General features: G+C 62.7%; 16 protein-coding genes. 15 read left to right on the top strand and 1 reads right to left on the bottom strand.

What is annotated here, in order from left to right; all coding sequences use genetic code 11:
* Positions 1 to 45 precede the first annotated feature (45 nt).
* From SLT36_RS28840 to SLT36_RS28770, 15 genes are all read left to right on the top strand, one after another.
* Positions 46 to 1,242 (top strand): aminotransferase class V-fold PLP-dependent enzyme, encoded by a 1,197-nt coding sequence (locus SLT36_RS28840; protein ID WP_432289076.1) that lies wholly within the window; start codon positions 46 to 48, stop codon positions 1,240 to 1,242.
* A gap of 37 nt (positions 1,243 to 1,279) precedes the next feature.
* A complete protein-coding gene (locus SLT36_RS28835) occupies positions 1,280 to 3,112 on the top strand; it encodes an ABC transporter ATP-binding protein (protein ID WP_432289074.1) in 1,833 nt (610 codons plus the stop codon).
* Between the two features lie 185 nt (positions 3,113 to 3,297).
* Positions 3,298 to 4,251, top strand: coding sequence for a DUF1403 family protein (locus SLT36_RS28830; protein WP_432289072.1), 954 nt, complete (start codon positions 3,298 to 3,300; stop codon positions 4,249 to 4,251).
* Between the two features lie 2 nt (positions 4,252 to 4,253).
* A complete protein-coding gene (gene scpB, locus SLT36_RS28825; RefSeq protein WP_432289070.1) occupies positions 4,254 to 4,931 on the top strand; it encodes an SMC-Scp complex subunit ScpB in 678 nt (225 codons plus the stop codon).
* Between the two features lie 188 nt (positions 4,932 to 5,119).
* Positions 5,120 to 5,491 carry an antitoxin Xre/MbcA/ParS toxin-binding domain-containing protein gene (locus SLT36_RS28820; protein ID WP_432289068.1) on the top strand — a complete coding sequence of 124 codons (372 nt, stop codon included), beginning with the start codon at positions 5,120 to 5,122 and terminating at the stop codon, positions 5,489 to 5,491.
* A complete protein-coding gene (locus SLT36_RS28815) occupies positions 5,484 to 6,002 on the top strand; it encodes an RES family NAD+ phosphorylase (protein ID WP_432289066.1) in 519 nt (172 codons plus the stop codon). Before SLT36_RS28820 ends, SLT36_RS28815 begins: the two co-directional genes overlap by 8 nt.
* 477 nt (positions 6,003 to 6,479) lie before the next feature.
* Positions 6,480 to 7,589, top strand: a complete 1,110-nt coding sequence (locus SLT36_RS28810; protein WP_432289064.1) for a transporter substrate-binding domain-containing protein — start codon at positions 6,480 to 6,482, stop codon at positions 7,587 to 7,589.
* A 43-nt stretch (positions 7,590 to 7,632) separates the two neighbouring features.
* A complete protein-coding gene (locus SLT36_RS28805) occupies positions 7,633 to 8,298 on the top strand; it encodes an ANTAR domain-containing response regulator (RefSeq protein WP_432289063.1) in 666 nt (221 codons plus the stop codon).
* A gap of 312 nt (positions 8,299 to 8,610) precedes the next feature.
* Positions 8,611 to 9,648, top strand: a complete 1,038-nt coding sequence (locus SLT36_RS28800; RefSeq protein WP_432289062.1) for an alpha/beta fold hydrolase — start codon at positions 8,611 to 8,613, stop codon at positions 9,646 to 9,648.
* A gap of 87 nt (positions 9,649 to 9,735) precedes the next feature.
* Entirely contained in the window at positions 9,736 to 10,983 is a 1,248-nt protein-coding gene (locus tag SLT36_RS28795) for an urea ABC transporter substrate-binding protein (RefSeq protein ID WP_432289060.1), read from the top strand.
* A 76-nt stretch (positions 10,984 to 11,059) separates the two neighbouring features.
* Positions 11,060 to 11,926: a branched-chain amino acid ABC transporter permease gene (locus SLT36_RS28790; protein ID WP_432289058.1), complete on the top strand. Its 867-nt coding sequence runs from the start codon at positions 11,060 to 11,062 to the stop codon at positions 11,924 to 11,926.
* Complete coding sequence (locus SLT36_RS28785; RefSeq protein WP_432289056.1) at positions 11,923 to 12,954, top strand: branched-chain amino acid ABC transporter permease; 1,032 nt, start codon at positions 11,923 to 11,925, stop codon at positions 12,952 to 12,954. Before SLT36_RS28790 ends, SLT36_RS28785 begins: the two co-directional genes overlap by 4 nt.
* Positions 12,951 to 13,679, top strand: coding sequence for an ATP-binding cassette domain-containing protein (locus tag SLT36_RS28780; RefSeq protein WP_432289054.1), 729 nt, complete (start codon positions 12,951 to 12,953; stop codon positions 13,677 to 13,679). The genes SLT36_RS28785 and SLT36_RS28780 overlap by 4 nt, the downstream gene beginning before the upstream one ends.
* Positions 13,672 to 14,364, top strand: coding sequence for an ABC transporter ATP-binding protein (locus SLT36_RS28775; RefSeq protein WP_432289053.1), 693 nt, complete (start codon positions 13,672 to 13,674; stop codon positions 14,362 to 14,364). Before SLT36_RS28780 ends, SLT36_RS28775 begins: the two co-directional genes overlap by 8 nt.
* 61 nt (positions 14,365 to 14,425) lie before the next feature.
* Positions 14,426 to 14,878, top strand: a complete 453-nt coding sequence (locus SLT36_RS28770; RefSeq protein ID WP_432289051.1) for an urease accessory protein UreE — start codon at positions 14,426 to 14,428, stop codon at positions 14,876 to 14,878.
* 71 nt (positions 14,879 to 14,949) lie between these two features.
* Here the strand turns inward: SLT36_RS28770 and SLT36_RS28765 are convergent, their stop codons facing one another.
* Complete coding sequence (locus tag SLT36_RS28765) at positions 14,950 to 17,367, bottom strand: putative bifunctional diguanylate cyclase/phosphodiesterase (RefSeq protein WP_432289050.1); 2,418 nt, start codon at positions 17,365 to 17,367, stop codon at positions 14,950 to 14,952.
* Between the last annotated feature and the right edge of the window lie 7 nt (positions 17,368 to 17,374).

The following is a 17,374-nucleotide window of genomic DNA, read 5'->3' as shown; positions in this document are numbered from 1 at the left end:
TTGTCGAGCCGAAAGCCGACGCTTGCCGATGCACGGGAGAGGAAAATGACCGAAGACGTCCGCCGCAAGCTCGGCCTGCGACCGGTGATCAATGTGTCGGGAACGATGACGAGCCTCGGCGCCTCGATTGTCGTGCCGGAAGCGATCGCCGCGATGGCCGAGATCCTGCCGCAGTTTGTCGAGATCAACGATCTCCAACGCAAGGCAAGTGCGGTGATCGCCCGTCTCACGGGCGCCGAAGCCGGCTACATAACGGCGTCGTGCTCGGCCGGGATCTCGCTCGCCGTCGCCGGCGCCATGACCGGTGACAACCTGCTGGCGATCGAACGTTTGCCGGATCAGACGCCTGCCAGGAATGAAGTAATCATCCAGATGGGGCACATCGTCAGCTATGGCGCGCCTGTCGATCAGGCCGTCCGCCTTGCCGGGGCGAAGCCGGTCATCATCGGACAGGCGACATCCACCCACCGTTTCCACATGGAGAATGCGATCACCGACAAAACGGCGGCGGCTGTCTATGTCGTATCGCACCATGTCGTCGACTACGGCCTGCTCAACCTGCTCGAATTCGTCGAGATCGCACATGCCAGGGGCGTGCCTGTCATCGTCGACGCGGCGTCCGAGTATGATTTGCGCATCTTCCTCGCCCAGGGCGCCGATATGGTTCTCTACTCCGGTCACAAGTTCCTGGGAGGGCCGACGTCCGGCATCGTCGCCGGCAAGAAGGAATTGGTCCGACACGGCTACCTGCAGAACCTCGGCATCGGCCGCGGCATGAAGGTCGGCAAGGAAAGCGTCTATGGCGCCATGGCCGCATTGGAAGCCTGGGAGAAGCGCGACCACGCCGGCATCCGTGAACGCGAGACCGGCTATCTCAGGCTGTGGAAGGAGACGCTCGACGGCCGCTCCGGCGTCAACGCCGTGATCGAGCCGGACCCGACGAAGAACCCGCTCGACCGGCTGCGCGTCAACATCAGCGCGCAGGAGGCGCATATCACAGCCTGGGATCTGGCATCTGCGCTGGCGGGCGGCGACCAGCCCATCATCGTGCGTGACCACGAGGTCGAGCATGATTACTTCTACCTCGACCCCTGCAACCTGCATCCGGGCCAGGAGACGGTTGTCGCCCGGCGCCTGGCCGAGGAACTCGACAGGGCACGCGCCTCCAACGAGATCATCGCCACGCCGTTCGAGAACCGCAGCCGTCACCGCTTTGACGGCCTGCTGCGCTGGCCGGATTGAGCGCGCAGCCTGTCGATCAGGTCAGGGAGGAGAGATAATGAGCGTTCAGGAAAACAGCCTTGGCCAGACCGTCGATCCGGTTCTGTCGGTGCAGAAACTCACGACCTCGTTCATGGTCGACGGCGAATGGAAGCCTGTCGTGCGCGACATCTCCTTCGAAGTCGCGCCCGGCGAAACCGTTGCCATCGTCGGTGAATCCGGGTCGGGCAAGAGCGTGACGTCGCTGTCGATCATGCGCCTGCTGCCGCCCGACACAAGCCGCATCGAGGGCAGGATCGTCCTCAACGGCCGGAACCTGACCGACCTGCCCGAAGACAAGATGCGGCAGGTGCGCGGCAACGACGTCGCGATGATCTTCCAGGAGCCGATGACGAGCCTCAATCCGCTCTTCACCATTGGGGACCAGATCTCCGAGGCGCTGCTTTGCCATAATGCCATGTCCTTCGCCGACGCCAGGGCCGAGACCATCCGGTTGCTGGAAAAGGTGCGCATTCCCTCTGCCGCCTCGCGCTTCGACGAGTATCCGCACCGGTTTTCGGGCGGAATGCGTCAGCGCGTGATGATCGCCATGGCACTGGCCTCGCGCCCAAAACTGCTGATCGCCGACGAGCCGACGACGGCGCTCGACGTCACCATCCAGGGACAGATCCTCGACCTGATCAAGATGCTACAGGACGAACAGGGAACGTCGGTGCTGTTCATTACCCACGACATGGGCGTGGTGGCGGAGGTGGCCGACCGCACGGTTGTGATGTTCCGCGGCGATCAGGTGGAAACCGGTGCAACCGCCGACATCTTCCATCGCGGCAAGCACCATTACACCCGCGCGCTGCTCTCCGCCGTGCCGGTGCTCGGTTCGATGGAGCAATACGACCGCCCGCTCCGCTTTCCCATCGTCAACACCTCGACGGGCGAGTGCACACTGCCCGTGGAAAAACCCGATACGGTCGTTCGCGACAGACCGGTCCTGCAGGTGAAAAACCTGGTTAAGCGCTTCGACATCCCTACTGGCCTGTTCGGCCGGATCGGCGGGCGTGTGCATGCGGTGGAGAACGTTTCCTTCGACCTGTTTGCCGGCGAAACGCTGTCCCTGGTCGGCGAATCCGGCTGCGGCAAGTCGACCACCGGCCGCGCCATCATGCGGCTGATCGAGCCGACCTCGGGCGCGGTCAAGATCGACGGCAAGGACGTCATTGGCATGGACAAGCACGAGATGCGGCAGATGCGCAAATCGGTGCAGATGATCTTCCAGGACCCGTTCGCCTCGCTCAATCCGCGCATGACGGTCGGCCAGGCGATTGCCGAGCCCTATCTCGAGCACAGGATGGGCACGGCAAAACAGGGGCGCGAGCTGGTCGCCGATCTGCTCAGCAAGGTAGGCCTCTCGCCCGACATGGCGAGCCGCTATCCCCACGAGTTCTCCGGCGGCCAGCGGCAGCGCATCTGCATTGCACGGGCGCTGGCGCTCGAGCCGAAAGTCATCGTCGCCGACGAAAGCGTCTCGGCGCTCGACGTCTCGGTCAAGGCGCAGGTGATCAACCTGATGCTCGACCTGCAGCAGAGCCTTAACCTGGCCTTCCTGTTCATCAGCCATGACATGGCGGTGGTCGAGCGCGTCAGCCACCGCGTGGCGGTGATGTATCTCGGCGAAATCGTCGAGATCGGCCCGCGTGCGGCAGTCTTCGGCAATCCGCAGCACGACTACACCAAGCGTCTGCTGGCGGCTGTGCCGGTTCCGGACCCCGATCGTCGCCACGAAAAGCGTATGTCGGCCGCGGACGAACTGAAAAGCCCGATCCGTGCGCCGGACTACCAGGTCCCGCTGCGCCAGTTCCGGGAAGTATCAGGCGGCCATCTGGTGGCAGTATAGCCGGGCGGCGTCGGGTGTGCAGTGTTGCGCGCAATGCCTTGGGAAAGGGGGCGCGCTGCCGGCCGCAATGACGGATCGTTCATTGCGGAAGGGCGTGGTGTGAGCCATTTGCCCGGTGAAATGGCTGTGCGCTTTAGGCTGGCGGCCGTGGCAGTAAGCGCACTGCTCGAATACGCTCGTCAGCGATGATTCGAGCGATCCAACCACTTGCCGTTCCGTCTGCGCTGCCGCGCATGCCTGCGTGGGCGCTGCCGGATGGGCCAGTGGCCAGTGACGCCGATGCCGCGTTCTACGCAGGTGCTGCGCTGTGTGCGCTCGACAATCTGGTGCGCTCCGAGCCGGCCTGGGCCGGCAGCTGGCGCCAACGGTTGGCACTGAAATGTGCCGTCGCTGCCGTTCGGCTGGCCGGACGCACGGAGGAAGAGGCCGCATTGCGTGACGCCTGGTATCTGCGCCCGGCAAGCGGAGATCCCGGGCCTGCCGGCAGCATCCTCGGGGCATGGCGCCATCTGGCCTCGCGGCCGCCAACGATCGACGCCGGCGGGCTGGCGCAGATCACCGAATGGCTTGGCCTGCGCGTCGACGACAGGTACGACAAACTTGCCGAAACCGTCGAGGAACTGGCCGCGGGGGACAAGCCGGCTCCGCTGGCCGCGGCGGCGATCGCCGGTCACGTCGTTGCCGGTCGGGGAGATGCCGAACTCTTGGCCTGGTGGCTGGCCGATCTGGTTCTGGCGCGAAAGCTGGGCTGGTCCCGACCCGTGCCGCTTCTGGCCGCGCAGCTGTTTTCCCCGGCCTTCCGTTCCGGCGACGGCCGCGGCAAACGCATCCGGCCTGGGGACGCTGCATTCGGGCGGGCCGTGTGTGTAGCTCTGGCAAACGGGGCCGGTGACGGCTTGAGGCACGCGCTCGACATCGCCCGGCGCGCCGAGCGGCTTGCGGCGGCAACGCCGAAGCTGCGGGCGAAAGGAGCAGGCGAAGCGATCCGGCGATTGCTCGACGACGATGCCGTCCCCGGTACGCTGAGCACGCGCAATCTGTCGCGATTTGCGGCACGGCGTCTGTTCGAACGGCTGCAGACATTCGAAGCGGTGCGGGAACTCTCCGGGCGCGCCTCCTTCCGGTTGTACGGCCTGTAGCGATGACGGAAGCGCGCCGAAAGGACAAGGATCAGCCGACATTGCTCGACACCGAGCTCGAGCACCTGCCGCCGGAGCTGCGCTGGCGCGAATGGATGGGCCGGGTGGAGGCGGTGATCTTTGCCGCGAGCGAACCCGTACCGCGCGAGATGCTGGTTCGGATCGTTGGCAGGAATTGCAATCTCGACCTGATCATCGACGACATCAGGGCAGAGCTTGCCGGTCGGCCTTATGAGCTGGTTTCGGTTGCCGGCGGCTGGCAGCATCGCACCAAGAAGGCGTTTGCCGATGCCATTCGCGCGGCGACGGGGCAGGTCGATATGGCGCGCCCACTGTCGCAATCGGAAGTGCTAGTGCTGATGTGCATTGCCTATTTCCAGCCGATCACCCGAGGCGAACTGACGGCGTTTTTCGGCAAGGAGGTCAGCCGCGATCTGATCGGCGTGCTGAGGTCGCATGACTTCATTGCCTCGGGACCGCGCAGTCCGACGCCGGGCGCGCCCTACACCTTCGTTACCACCAAGACGTTCCTGTCGCAGTTCGGCCTCGATACGTTGCTCGATTTGCCCGACTTCGAAGCGCTCGAAGATGCCGGGCTGCTTAGCAAGGAGCAGTTGCTTGCCGGAAATGTTGCCCTGGGACTTGGAGGAGCCGGCGAAGTCGACCAATCCGAGGATTGACCGCTTGCCTGCCATGACGTGCCTCCGTGGAGGCGGCGATGGCGCCTGCACGACATGCGTGGGGGAGCGGGTCGAGCAGGGTAACATGCACGCTGGCATGACCCGGAGGTCATAATCCGGGCTTGAATTGAGCGCATGATGCGCACATATTGAACGAGTGGATATCAAAATACGTCAGGGAACGTGTCATGGCAGCTCAGAGTTTGGGAATGTCGGCGGCCCATTTCGGTGAGGCCCGGTCGCAGTTTCTCTCGGCTCGCCGCGTGTCGGAGCTGCTGGGTGTCACCCAGGCCGACCTGGCCCGGCTCGTTGGCGTTGCCCGCAACACGCTGACGGCGCGCTCCGGGGCACGCAAGGTCGACCAGGCGCTTAGCCCCGTTGTCCGCATCCTGGCGATGGCCGTCGAGATGGCGGGCGACGAAAGCCGCGCGGCCATCTGGTTCAAGCATCAGCCCATCCCGGGCTGGGCCGGCAAGACGGCCTATGACCTGGTTGGCGAGGGCAAGGCGGACAAGGTTCTGGCCTATCTGGAGGCGGTGCGCTCCGGCGTTTATGCCTGAAGCCGGCCTGCAGAAGCAGCGGACCTTGTGGCGGGCCTTTGTGCCGCGCTGGGCGCATATGCCGCTTTCGGGCGAAGGTGCCGCACGTTTCGGCGGGCGATGGAACCCGGTAGGGTCGCCGACGCTGTATGCGGCCTGCGAGCTGTCGACGGCCTGGGCCGAATACAACCAGGGTTTTGTCCAGCACCCGGCGCTGATCGCCCAGCTCGAGCTGTCGGAGGCGAGGCTGGCCGACCTGACTGTTGCCGCGATTTTGGATGAACTCAGCATTGACGCCAGTATCCACAGATATGAGTGGCGCGCCGATCTCGATGAGGGCAGGGTACCGGAGACCCATCGGCTTCAGCAACGCCTGCTGGCCGAGGGCTTCGACGGCGTCGTCTATCCGTCCTTCATGTCGCCCGGCGGCAGCTGCGTCGCCTTGTGGCGCTGGAACGGTCCGGGCCAGCCGTCGCTCAAGGTCATCGATCCCGATCAGCGCCTGCCGAAGACACCGGCGTCCTGGCTCTAAGCGCCGGCCAGATGAGCAGGTCTTGGCGCGCCGAACTGACGGCCTGTCGTCCTGAACCTGGAACGACGCGTCCCCAAGCACCTGCTGATGCCTGGCCTGACAAAGGGTCATGCCCATACTACCGCGAATCTCCTGAAAGCTTTGCTCGAAGACGTACCGGTGCGGGCTTTGCCATGTGGATCGAATCCAGCGACGCTAGAACGTGGCCACGGTGAGAATGGTGAATTTGCCAGCTGGCAGGCACTCGGGACCGCTCAAGCGACCAGCGCGTTTTCGGGTGGCTTCGAGCACATTACCCCATTTTCGATTGGTCTCCCCCTGCTTGTATGTTAGGAATATCTAATTCCTCGTAGGGGTGGTTTGCGGCAGCAGCGTCATAAGTTGCGCCGGGCCATGGCTGGAAACCGGCCGACGAGGGGCATGGAAGGCGGAGGATCGGATGCTCGCATTTCACCTTGCCGTGGACGGCAGTTGAGCATGGGCTCGACGGGCGAGCCCTGGCGCGTCGGCGTCCTCTTTTCGCAATCCGGAGACACCGGCGCGATCGAGGAGACGCAGCTCAAGGGCACGATGCTGGGCATCGCCGAGATCAATGCGGCGGGCGGCATCAATGGTCGCGAGCTCGTGCCGATCATCTATGATCCGACCTCCAGCACCGAACTCTATTCCCACTATGCGCGGAAGCTATTGATCGAGGATCGCGTCACCACGATCTTCGGCTGCTACACCTCGACAAGCCGCAAGGCCGTGCTGCCGCTGGTCGAGCGGGTCAACGCCCTGCTGTGGTATCCGACGCGATATGAGGGCTTCGAATTCTCGCCCAACATCATCTACACCGGATCGTCGCCGAACCAGAACACCATCGAGCTGATCAACTATCTGCTCGCGACCCATGGCAACCGATTTTACCTGCTCGGCACCGACTATTGTTATCCCCGGCGGACCAACCGGATCGTTCGCGATCTCGTCTGCGGCCAGGGCGGCATGATCGTTGGTGAGGAATATCTGGGTTTCGGTGCGGGCCCGAATGATTTTCGGCCGATCATCCGCGACCTGCGCAACAACAAACCCGACGTCATCTTCTCGACCGTCGTCGGCCAGGCGATCTCCCATTTCTACCAGGCCTACACTGACGCCGGCTTCAGCCCCGACAACATGCCCATCGGCAGCCTGAACACCTGCGAGGCGGAGTTGCGGCTGATGGGGACGGACGTTGGGGCGGGCCATATCACCGCTGCGACCTATTTCGAGAGCGTGGAGAATGAAGAGAACGACCGCTTCGTTCGTCTCTTCAAGCAGCGTTTCGGCGAGGCCGAGTCCACCAACATGTGCGCCGAGGCGGCGTATTTCCAGGTTCACCTCTTCGCCCAGGCCGTCACCGAGACGAACAGCATGGATACCGATACATTGCGCCCGGCTGTGCTCGGCCGGGAGATCGCAGCGCCGCAGGGCCGGATCGGCATCGACTACAAGAACAGCCACGCCGAGCTCTGGACGCGGATCGGCAGGGCGGACGATCGCGGCCGGTTCGACATCCTCAGGGAATCGAAGGTTGCGCTGCGGCCCGATCCGTTTCTCGTCACATGAGGGTGGCCGATTTGCCTGAGTGCACAGCATACGAGGTTCGGACATGAGCGGTCCTTCTCGCGGATCCCATGGAGTCGGTGCCGACGGCTCGCAGCGTGCGAGTGCTGCGCAACCACGGGCCACGCGTGGATCGGGTGGCGTGCAGGCGGAGCTGCGCCAGTCGACGGTGCTTCTTGTCCATCCGCGTGATGCCCAGGGCGATGCCGTGTTGCGCGAGATCAGACGGGTGGGATGCCGCGTCGAGATGGCCTGGCCGGCGCCGGCGCTGCCGCCGATCGGATTCGACTTCGCGCTGGTGGCAATCGACGCCGACGTGCTTGCGGCTGCCCCGTGGCTTTCCGGCGCGCCGCCGGTGCCGGTCGTGGCGGTCATCGATGGCGACAAGGGTGTGCCGGTCGATGTGCTCAGGCTTTCAAACGCCCAGGCCGTGCTGGTCAAGCCGTGCCAGCCGGCCGCGATCCTGTCCAACCTCGCGCTGGCGCGCCACATATTCAGCTACGAACGGCGGTTGCTGAACAAGGTGGCGAAGCTCGAAGAGACGCTGCATGCCTCACGGCAGATCGAGCAGGCCAAGCTGATCCTGATGACGCAGAAGAAGCTGCGTGCCAATGAGGCTTATGACTATCTGCGGCGGCAAGCCATGACCAGGCAGACGTCGGTTGCTGCAATTTCCGCAGCGCTGGTTGACGCCTACGGCTTGATGGAATAATGTTCAAGTGTTCGTGAGGCCTGATGGCCTCCGAAGGCTCCGAAAGAGCCCGTATCCGCAGCAAAAGCGCTGCGTTTCATAGAGGATCTAGATAGACCTCGCGCAAACTCAGGTTTCTGAGTGCGCGGGGTTTTTGCGTTTTTCTACCTGCTGAAACCTGGCTGGCTGGATTACGCGGAAAACAGCAGGAGAAGCTGAACCGGTTTCACCGAAGCCGGAATGAATACTTATTGCCTTCGAGAAAGACTTGCAGCTGGCGGTCCATGACGGAACGCCTGAACCCTGAACTATTGCCAGAAGCAGGAGGAACCTATGGCTGGATGGAAAATAGACAAGGAGATCGACTACGAGATCTTCGAGCTTGGCGATCTCAAGTTGCAGAAGGGGATGACCCTTCCCAACGCAAAGCTCGCCTACAAGACATTTGGCAGGCTCAACGCCGACAAGAGCAACGTCATCGTCCTGCTGACCTACATGGCCTCGACCCACTACGACAACCAGTGGGTCATCCGCGAAGGCGGCGCGCTCGACCCGAGCAAGTACTTCATCGTCATCCCCAACATCTTCGGCAATGGACTGTCGTCATCGCCGACCAATACGCCGCCACCCTACAACAAGGCGCGTTTCCCGCATGTCACCTATTACGACAACATCAAGGCGCAGCATCGCCTGCTGACCGAGAAGTTCGGTATCACCAAGATCAAGATGGTGACCGGCTGGTCTATGGCTGCCGCGCAGACCTTCCACTGGGCGGCGCTCTATCCCGACATGGTCGAGACGATCTGCCCGACCGCCGGCTCGGCGAAGACGGCCAAGCATAACCACGTGATGCTCGAGGGCGTGAAAGCCGCGCTGACGGCCGATGATGCCTTCAAGGAAGGCTGGTATGACGAGCAGCCCTTCAAGGGCCTGCGCGCCATGGGCCGCGTCTATGCCGGCTGGGGCTTTTCACAGGAGTTCTTCCGCAAGGAGGAGTATCTCGAGCTCGGCTATGCCTCGGTCGAGGACTTCATCGTCGGCTACTGGGAACAGTGGTTCAACCTGCGCGATGCCAACAACATGGTCGCGATGATCCGCACCTGGCAGTCCGGCGATATCAGCGACAACGAGCTCTACAACGGCGACTTCCGCAAGGCGCTGGGCGCCATCAAGGCCAGGGCGATCGTCATGCCGGGTGACTGCGACCTCTATTTCCCGCCCGAAGACAGCGCGTTCGAGGTCGAGCACATGCCGAACGCGGAACTGCGTCCCTTCCGTTCGAGCCATGGGCATTTCGCCGGCGGGTCCGGACTCAGGAAGGCGGATGTGAAGTTCCTCGACGAAGCCTGGCGGGAGTTGCTGGGCGCTTGACGAGGCAAAATATCGCGATGTGATTTTCAGGCATGAACCCAGCTGGCCGACGCATTGGCGTCGGCCGCGGAAAACAGGGGAACAAAAATGATAATGAATTCACACCTCAATCGCCGCACACTTCTCAAGACGGGCGCCGGAGCCGCGGCGGGGCTCGGTCTGGCCAGCATTGGTGGCCGCGCTTTCGCGCAAGAGGACACGATCAGGATCGCCAGCCTGCTCGACCTCTCCGGCGGTCTCGATGCGGCCGGAAAGCCGATGCAGGACGCCATCACCTTCGCCGTCGAGGAGATCAACCAGGCAGGCGGGCTGCTGGGCAAGCAGATCAGCCTGATCACCTACGACACCCAGACCGACATGCGGCTCTATCCGCAATACTCCCAGCAGGCAGCCTTGAAGGACAAGGTATCCGCCGTATTCGGAGGCATCACGTCGGCATCCCGCGAAGTGATGCGGCCGGTGCTTCGGCGGCTCAACACGCTCTACTTCTACAACACCCAGTATGAAGGCGGGGTCTGCGACCGCAACATCTTCTGCACCGGCATTACGCCGGCACAGAAGCAGTCCAAGCACGTGCCCTATGCGATGAACAAATGGGGCAAGAAGATCTACACGCTGGCCGCCGACTACAATTACGGCCAGATCACCGCGGCATGGACCCGGAAATATTGCACGGAAAACGGCGGCCAGATCGTCGGCGAGGACTTCTTCCCGCTCGACGTCACCAATTTCGGCTCGACGATCCAGAAGATCCAGGAAGCCAAGCCGGATTTCCTTTATCTCGTCCTTGTCGGCGGCGCGCACCAGTCGTTCTACCGCCAGTGGGCCGCTGCAGGCATGAACAAGCAGATCCCGATGGCCTCGACGACGATGACCATCGGCGGCGAGCAGATGGTGCTGTCGCCGGAGGAGACCAACGGTATCCTGCTGTGCTTCAACTATTTCGAAGCGCTCGACACGCCGGCCAACAAGGCCTTCCTCGATCGTTTTCACAAGCGCTTTGGTGCCGACTACCCCTATGTGACCGAACTGGCGATGGCCACCTACCAGTCCGTCTATCTGTGGGCGGAAGGCGTCAAGAAGGCAGGCACCGCCGAGCGCATGCCGGTGATCGAGGCGCTCGAATCGGGCATCAGCCTCGACCTGCCCAGCGGCAAGTTCTCGATCGATCCGCAGACGCATCACTGCGTCATGGATATCAACATCGGCCAGATCCAGGACCGCAAGATCAACATCCTGGAGAGCTTCTCGCAGCAGCAGCCGCTCGACACGTCGGGCGTCTGCGATCTCAAGAAGAACCCTGACGATAACTCGATGTACGTCATCAAGGTCTGAATGTTCCGAATGCGTGCGGGTCGTCCGTTCGCGTTGAAGCGAACGACCCGCGGCGATCCAGGAGGCTGTGCCCGATATGGACCTGCTCGTAGTACTTTTCTTTGAGGCTCTCAAAGCCGTCGCAAGCCTGGCGCTGATCAGTGTCGGACTGGCCATCATTTTCGGCATGATGCGGGTGATCAACCTCGCGCATGGCGAGTTCCTCATGCTCGGCGGCTATGCCGCGATCGTCGCGACAAAGGCGGGCATCAACATCTGGGTCGCCACGCTGTTGATCAGTCCCCTCGTCGTCGGGCTGATCGGCGTGGTCATCGAGCGGACGATCATCCGCTTCCTCTATGGCCGGCCGCGCGACACAATGCTTGCGACCTGGGGGCTGAGCCTGCTGCTTGTCGGATTGGCGACAACAGTGTTCGGCAATACCACCGAAGGCATCTCGGCGCCGGCCGGCTCGCTGCTGATCGGCGACTACCGCATCGCCGCCTATTCGCTGATCATCATCGTCATCGCAGTCGCCGTGTTCGCGGCCATCTGGGCCGTCTTCCGCTTCACGCGCTACGGGCTGATCGCGCGCAGCACGATGCAGAATGCCGACATGGCCGCCGCACTGGGTGTCAATCCGTCGCGCGTCTATGCCGTCACATTCGGTGTCGGCGCTGGGCTCGCCGGCCTTGCCGGCGGCGTCATGGCGCCGATCACCGGCATCGTGCCGACAATCGGCGCGGCTTACGTCGCCAAGGCGTTCATCACCGTCATCGGCGGCGGGCCGGCCATCCTCGCGGGCACGGTGTCGGCCTCCGTCATGTTTGGCGCGATCGACCAGATCATCACATATCTCTCGACCCCGGTTATCGGCGAGGTGGCTCTTCTGGCCGCCGCCGTCGTGCTGCTGCGGTTCATGCCGCAAGGCATCACCGGGCGCTTCTTCAGGAGGGCGGCATGACCGCGAATTGGCAAGGAAACGGCGGCTTGGTTGCCGCCACGGCGTTGGGGCTGGTGCTGTTGCTAGCCCTGCCGCAACTCGTCGACCCGGTCATGATGATCGAGCTGACGTCCTATGTGATCATGGCGATCCTGGCGCTCAGCCTCGGGCTGATCTGGGGCTATGGCGGCATCCTGTGTTTTGGCCAGTCGGCCTTCTTCGGCATCGGCGCCTATGCCTATGCCATCGCCGTCATCAACTTCGGCGACAGCACCATCCCGCTGCTGCTCTCGATCGTCGTACCCGGACTGTTTGCGGCGTTGCTCGGCTACTTCCTGTTCTACGCGCGCATCACAGACGTCTATTTCGGCGTCATCACGCTGACGGTGACATTGATCCTCTACAAGGTCATGGGCGCGACATCGGGTTCGCAATATGTCATCGGCGCAGCACCTCTCGGTGGCTACAATGGCATCCCGGCGGTTCCTCCGCTGAACCTTCCGGGTCGGCCCGACGTCGCGCTCTCCTTTGACGGCCTGTTCTATCTCTCCGGCCTCATATTGCTGGCCGTCTATGTCGGGCTGCGGCTGATGTTGAAGAGCCGCTTCGGTCAGGTCGTCGTTGCCATTCGCGAAAACGAACGCCGCGCCGAACTGCTTGGTTATGACGCGCGCTTCTACAAGCTGGCGACCTTTACCATCGGTGGCGCCATCGCCGGCCTGGCAGGATGTCTGTTTGCCAATTGGGGCATGTTCATCAGCCCTGATGTCTTCGGACTGGCGCAGTCGGCACAGGTGATCATCTGGGTGATTGTCGGTGGCACCGGCACGCTGCTCGGCCCCATCGTCGGCTGTTTTGCCATCCAGTGGATCGCCACCAAGCTCGGTGCCCAGCAACTCCTCAATGCCAATCTGGTGCTCGGCACGATCCTGATCGGCTTTGTCCTGCTGGTGCCGAAAGGCGTGGTGCCGACGGTTGGCGATGCCTTTCGGCGGCTGAAGTTCCGTCCTTATGTCGCGCCGCTCGTCGAGCAAAGGAGGGTGCCATGACCTCGTCCGACTGCATCCTCGAGACCCGGGGTCTCGAAAAGCGCTTTGGCGGCGTCGTCGCCATCGCCAGCGTCGACTTCAACCTGAAGCAGCGTGAGCTGCGCTGCCTGATCGGTCCCAATGGGGCCGGCAAAAGTACCTTCTTCAAGATGCTCACGGCGCAACTCAAGCCGACGACGGGCCAGATTCTGTTCGATGGCGTCGACATCACCCGCGCCCAACCGCATCAGGTCAGCCGGCTCGGCATCGGCATCAAGAACCAGGTGCCCGACGTGTTCAACAACCTGACGGTGGCGGAAAACATCTCCGTTGCGGCCAGGTCGCGCCACGGCAAGGCGCGCGCCGCGGCCAAGGGCAAGGACGTCATGGAGCGGCTGGGACTGACCTCGCTGACGGGCAGGCTGGTCGGCGAACTTGCTCATGGCCAGCGTCAATGGGTCGAGCTTGCCATGGTGGTTGCTCTCGAGCCCAAACTGATCCTGCTCGACGAGCCGGCAGCAGGAATGACGGCGGATGAGACCAACAAGACCGCCGAGCTCATTCGCGAGGTCAACAAGTCGGCGGCAATCGTCGTTGTCGAGCACGACATGCAGTTCATCAAGCAGATCGCGCAGACGGTGACGGTGTTCCACCAGGGGCGCGTGCTGATCGAGGACACGATGGACAAGGTTCAGGGGAACGAGCTTGTCCGTGAAGTCTATCTGGGGAAATCCGAAGATGATTGAGGTCAAGAACCTGCACTCCGGCTACGGCCGGATCCCGATCCTGCACGGCATCAACTTCGCCATGAAGCCTGGCGAGGTCATCGGCATCCTTGGCCACAACGGCATGGGCAAGACCACCCTGTTGCGCACGCTCGTCGGCCAGATCAAGACGACGCAAGGACGTATCGAGTTCGACGGCCGCGATGTCACTTTCGCCAGCCCGTCCGAGCGCGCCCGGGCCGGCATCGGCTACGTGCCGCAGGGCCGCGACATCTTCCCGCTGCTCTCCGTCATGGAGAACCTGAAGATGGGGGAAATCATGCGCGGCGGCGAAAGCGCGATACCCGAGATGCTCGGTCATTTCCCGGTGCTGAAGGATCTGCTCGAGAGACCGGGGCGAGGGCTGTCGGGTGGGCAGCAACAGATCCTGGCGCTGGCCCGCTGCCTTGCAGGGCGGCCGAAGCTGATCCTGCTCGACGAGCCGACCGAAGGCATCCAGCCGTCGATCGTCGATCTCATCGCCGAGAAACTCGGCGAGCTGAAGGTCACGCTCGGCCTTGGGATCATCCTCGTTGAGCAGGACATCCGCTTCATCCGCCAGTTGGCCGACCGTGTGCTGATCATCCAGAAGGGCGCATTCGTTGCCGAGATTTCTCCGGACCAGCTCTACGACAGGGAGACTGTCGACGCGCATCTGGGGATCTGACCTGGAAGCAAGCTGCAAATTGCCTTGTAACCCAGCGGCCTATCGCTCCAGGGAGCCTCGAATGTTGAAGCTGAATTCGATTGTCGGATTGGCGGCCGACCAGCAGCTGAGCGCCCGACTTCATCTGTTGGACCATGAAGGTCGTGTCGAGTTCATCATGCTCGACACCGACGAAATCGCGCGACGTCGCCTGTCGGCAAGAACCGATCGTGGCACGCTCTGCGCCATCTCCCTGCCGCGTACGCAGCGGCTCGTCGACGGCGCGGTGTTATTGATCGAGGACAAGCGCGCCATCGTCGTGCGCGCCGAACCGGAACGGTGGCTGGTTTTCAAGGCGGCCGATGCCGCTGCGGGTATCGAGCTGGGATATTGCGCCGGCAACATGCACTGGCCGGTTCGTTTCGAAGGTGACCATCTCTACGTCGTCGGCGAACTCGGTTCCGGACATGTTCTGGATCGGCTGCAGCATGTGCTCGATCAGGGCGCGGTTGTTTTCCTCGGCGAAGACAAATGAATGACGCTGGCTGATTTCGTCTGTTGAGGACCAGCGTACCGACCACCTGGCGCGACGTCCCGGTGCGCGTCTTATGCGAGCGTCAGCTTCGCACGCTGGTCTTCGAGATATCGCCGGAGCTGTGCAACCGACATTGGGGGACTGAAGAAGTGTCCCTGGACGGCGTCGCATCCGGTGGCCCGGACGATCAGCAGCTGTTCCTCGGTCTCGATGCCCTCGGCGACAGTGGTCATTTCCAGCGCATGCGAGAGATTGACGATCGCGCTGACGATCGCCCAATGGTCGCGATTGCCGGCGATTTCGGCGATGAAGGTGCGGTCGATCTTGACCTTGTCGACGGGGAAATTCCTGAGATAGCTGAGGGACGAATATCCCGTCCCGAAATCGTCGAGCGAAATCTTGACGCCAAGCGCATGCAGCCGGTTCAGGGCGAGCAGGGTTTCCTTGTTGTCGCCCAACAGCAGGGATTCGGTGATTTCGAGTTCAAGCCGCTCGGGGGCAAGGCCTGTCAGCTTTAATACGTTGGCGACAGTGTCGACGATGTTTCCCCGCCTGAACTGGCCCGGCGACAGATTGACCGCAACGTTGACGCTGCCCGGCAATTTGATGGCTTCCCGGCAGGCCCTTTCGAGCACCCAGGCGCCTAGCTGTACGATCAGGCCCGTGCTTTCGGCGATCGGGATAAACTCGTCGGGCCGGATTTGGCCACGCTGGCAACCGGGCCAGCGCAGCAATGCCTCGACCACGGCGACCTGCTTGCTCTTGAGATTGACGATCGGCTGGAAGACAAGCTCGAACTCCTTGTCGAAATCAGCGGCCCTGAGATCGAGTTCGAGCATGCGACGACGTTGCAGCCGGTCGTCCATCTCCGGCGCGTAGAACTGGTAACTGCCGCGGCCATCGCTCTTGGCACGGTAAAGCGCCAGGTCGGCATTCTTCACCAGGTCGTCGGCAACCCCATCGCAATCCGACGCCAGTGCGATGCCGATGCTTGCTCCAATGACGATGTGGTGGGCGTCGAGATGGTACGGTTCCTCGAGCGCCTCGATCAGCCGTTGCGCGACATGGGCGACATCGTCACGTCCGACCGCCGGCTGGATGACGATGAACTCGTCACCGCCGAGGCGTGCAACGACGTCATATTCACGAACCATGCCCGAAACGCGGTTGGCAACCTCGCGCAGCAATGCGTCGCCGACGGGATGGCCGAGCGTGTCGTTGACGTTCTTGAAGTTGTCCAGGTCGAGGCAGAGGACCGCGGTATCCTGGTGGTGCCTGCGGCCATGCGCCAGCTCCTGCTCCAGTCGCTCGCGCAGCATCAGGCGGTTTGGCAACCCGGTCAGAGGATCGTGGCGCGCCATATGGGCGATGCGTTCTTCCGAGAGATGGCGTTCGGTGATGTCCTCATAGGTGGCAACCCACCCGCCCGAATCCATCGGCTGATGCAGGATCGAGACAATGCGGCCGTCGACGAGCTTCTGCAACAGGACGCCGGGCTGGCCCTTTTCAATCAGCTGTTGCTGGGAGCGATGGGCAAGTTCGGCACTATGTTGAGTTGACGTTGCGGCATCGATCGACGCCTGCATGATCTGCTGGGGCGTGGTTCCGGGTGCAAGGCTGTCGTCCGACAAGCCGTACATGGCGGCGAATTTGCTGTTGCTGACGATGAGCCGCTGGTCGGCATCGAACATGCACAGGCCCTGGGACATGTTGCTGAGCGCCGCATCAAACAGGCCGTTCTGGGTGGCGAGCGCGTGGTTCGCGCCGAGCACCGCGGCGTTGGCCGTCTCCAGGTCGTCGGAGGTACGGCGCAGATCGTCATTGGCCGCATTGAGGGCATCGAACGTCTGCGTCAGCAGCCGGTTGTGCCACCCAAGAAGCGCGATGAAGGCAAGGCTGCACAGGAAGAAGCCGATCGCCACGGCGGAGAAGCCGCTATGGAGGCGCAACAGCTCGTCGTCGACCTTGGCCGCCTGGACGGCGCTGTACTGGTTGGCCTCCGAGGCGAGGCCGATCAGTTCAGCCTCCAGCGCGCGCATCGACGTAAGTATGGATTGCGCCTGGCCCGGGGTGTCGATCCTGGTAATGACGCCATCCATGTCCTCGACGAACTTGGACAGCTGGGCGACTGTTGCCTTTCGCTCGGGCGCCTCGGCGACAAATTCCTTGAACTGGCCGGTGCTGAAGCCACCGAGCCGGCTCTTCAGAATCTGAAAGCGAAGCTGCGTGTCGGCCTTGAGCTGATCGTTTGGCGAAGCGGCCAGCGTGGCCACCCGCTGGTAGAGGCGCAGATATTCGTTGACGCCCTGGCTGGCACTCCACGCCACGTCGTATCGCGAGAGCTTCCCGATAGATGCCTGACGTTCGAAGATGACGACGGACAAATAGGCAGCGGCGACAGCGAAGACGGCAATCGTGCCAATCAGCAGTGCCTTGAGCAGATGGAATGCAAATGCACGGCGGGATCCAGGCGCTAACAAAGCGGCCATGACATCT

The sequence above is a fragment of the Aminobacter sp. BA135 genome, from assembly GCF_050859125.1.
GTDB classification, from domain to species: domain Bacteria; phylum Pseudomonadota; class Alphaproteobacteria; order Rhizobiales; family Rhizobiaceae; genus Aminobacter; species Aminobacter ciceronei.
The sequence above is the reverse complement of the archived record's forward strand: the minus strand, read 5'-3'. Positions and strand labels throughout refer to the sequence as shown.

Bases quoted from the DNA above. Each gene is read 5' to 3' on its own strand.
- SLT36_RS28840 (WP_432289076.1), top strand. From the start codon at position 46: ATGACCGAAGACGTCCGCCGCAAGCTCGGCCTGCGACCGGTGATCAAT.
- SLT36_RS28835 (WP_432289074.1), top strand. From the start codon at position 1,280: ATGAGCGTTCAGGAAAACAGCCTTGGCCAGACCGTCGATCCGGTTCTG.
- SLT36_RS28830 (WP_432289072.1), top strand. From the start codon at position 3,298: ATGATTCGAGCGATCCAACCACTTGCCGTTCCGTCTGCGCTGCCGCGC.
- scpB (WP_432289070.1), top strand. From the start codon at position 4,254: ATGACGGAAGCGCGCCGAAAGGACAAGGATCAGCCGACATTGCTCGAC.
- SLT36_RS28820 (WP_432289068.1), top strand. From the start codon at position 5,120: ATGGCAGCTCAGAGTTTGGGAATGTCGGCGGCCCATTTCGGTGAGGCC.
- SLT36_RS28815 (WP_432289066.1), top strand. From the start codon at position 5,484: ATGCCTGAAGCCGGCCTGCAGAAGCAGCGGACCTTGTGGCGGGCCTTT.
- SLT36_RS28810 (WP_432289064.1), top strand. From the start codon at position 6,480: ATGGGCTCGACGGGCGAGCCCTGGCGCGTCGGCGTCCTCTTTTCGCAA.
- SLT36_RS28805 (WP_432289063.1), top strand. From the start codon at position 7,633: ATGAGCGGTCCTTCTCGCGGATCCCATGGAGTCGGTGCCGACGGCTCG.
- SLT36_RS28800 (WP_432289062.1), top strand. From the start codon at position 8,611: ATGGCTGGATGGAAAATAGACAAGGAGATCGACTACGAGATCTTCGAG.
- SLT36_RS28795 (WP_432289060.1), top strand. From the start codon at position 9,736: ATGATAATGAATTCACACCTCAATCGCCGCACACTTCTCAAGACGGGC.
- SLT36_RS28790 (WP_432289058.1), top strand. From the start codon at position 11,060: ATGGACCTGCTCGTAGTACTTTTCTTTGAGGCTCTCAAAGCCGTCGCA.
- SLT36_RS28785 (WP_432289056.1), top strand. From the start codon at position 11,923: ATGACCGCGAATTGGCAAGGAAACGGCGGCTTGGTTGCCGCCACGGCG.
- SLT36_RS28780 (WP_432289054.1), top strand. From the start codon at position 12,951: ATGACCTCGTCCGACTGCATCCTCGAGACCCGGGGTCTCGAAAAGCGC.
- SLT36_RS28775 (WP_432289053.1), top strand. From the start codon at position 13,672: ATGATTGAGGTCAAGAACCTGCACTCCGGCTACGGCCGGATCCCGATC.
- SLT36_RS28770 (WP_432289051.1), top strand. From the start codon at position 14,426: ATGTTGAAGCTGAATTCGATTGTCGGATTGGCGGCCGACCAGCAGCTG.
- SLT36_RS28765 (WP_432289050.1), bottom strand. From the start codon at position 17,367: ATGGCCGCTTTGTTAGCGCCTGGATCCCGCCGTGCATTTGCATTCCAT.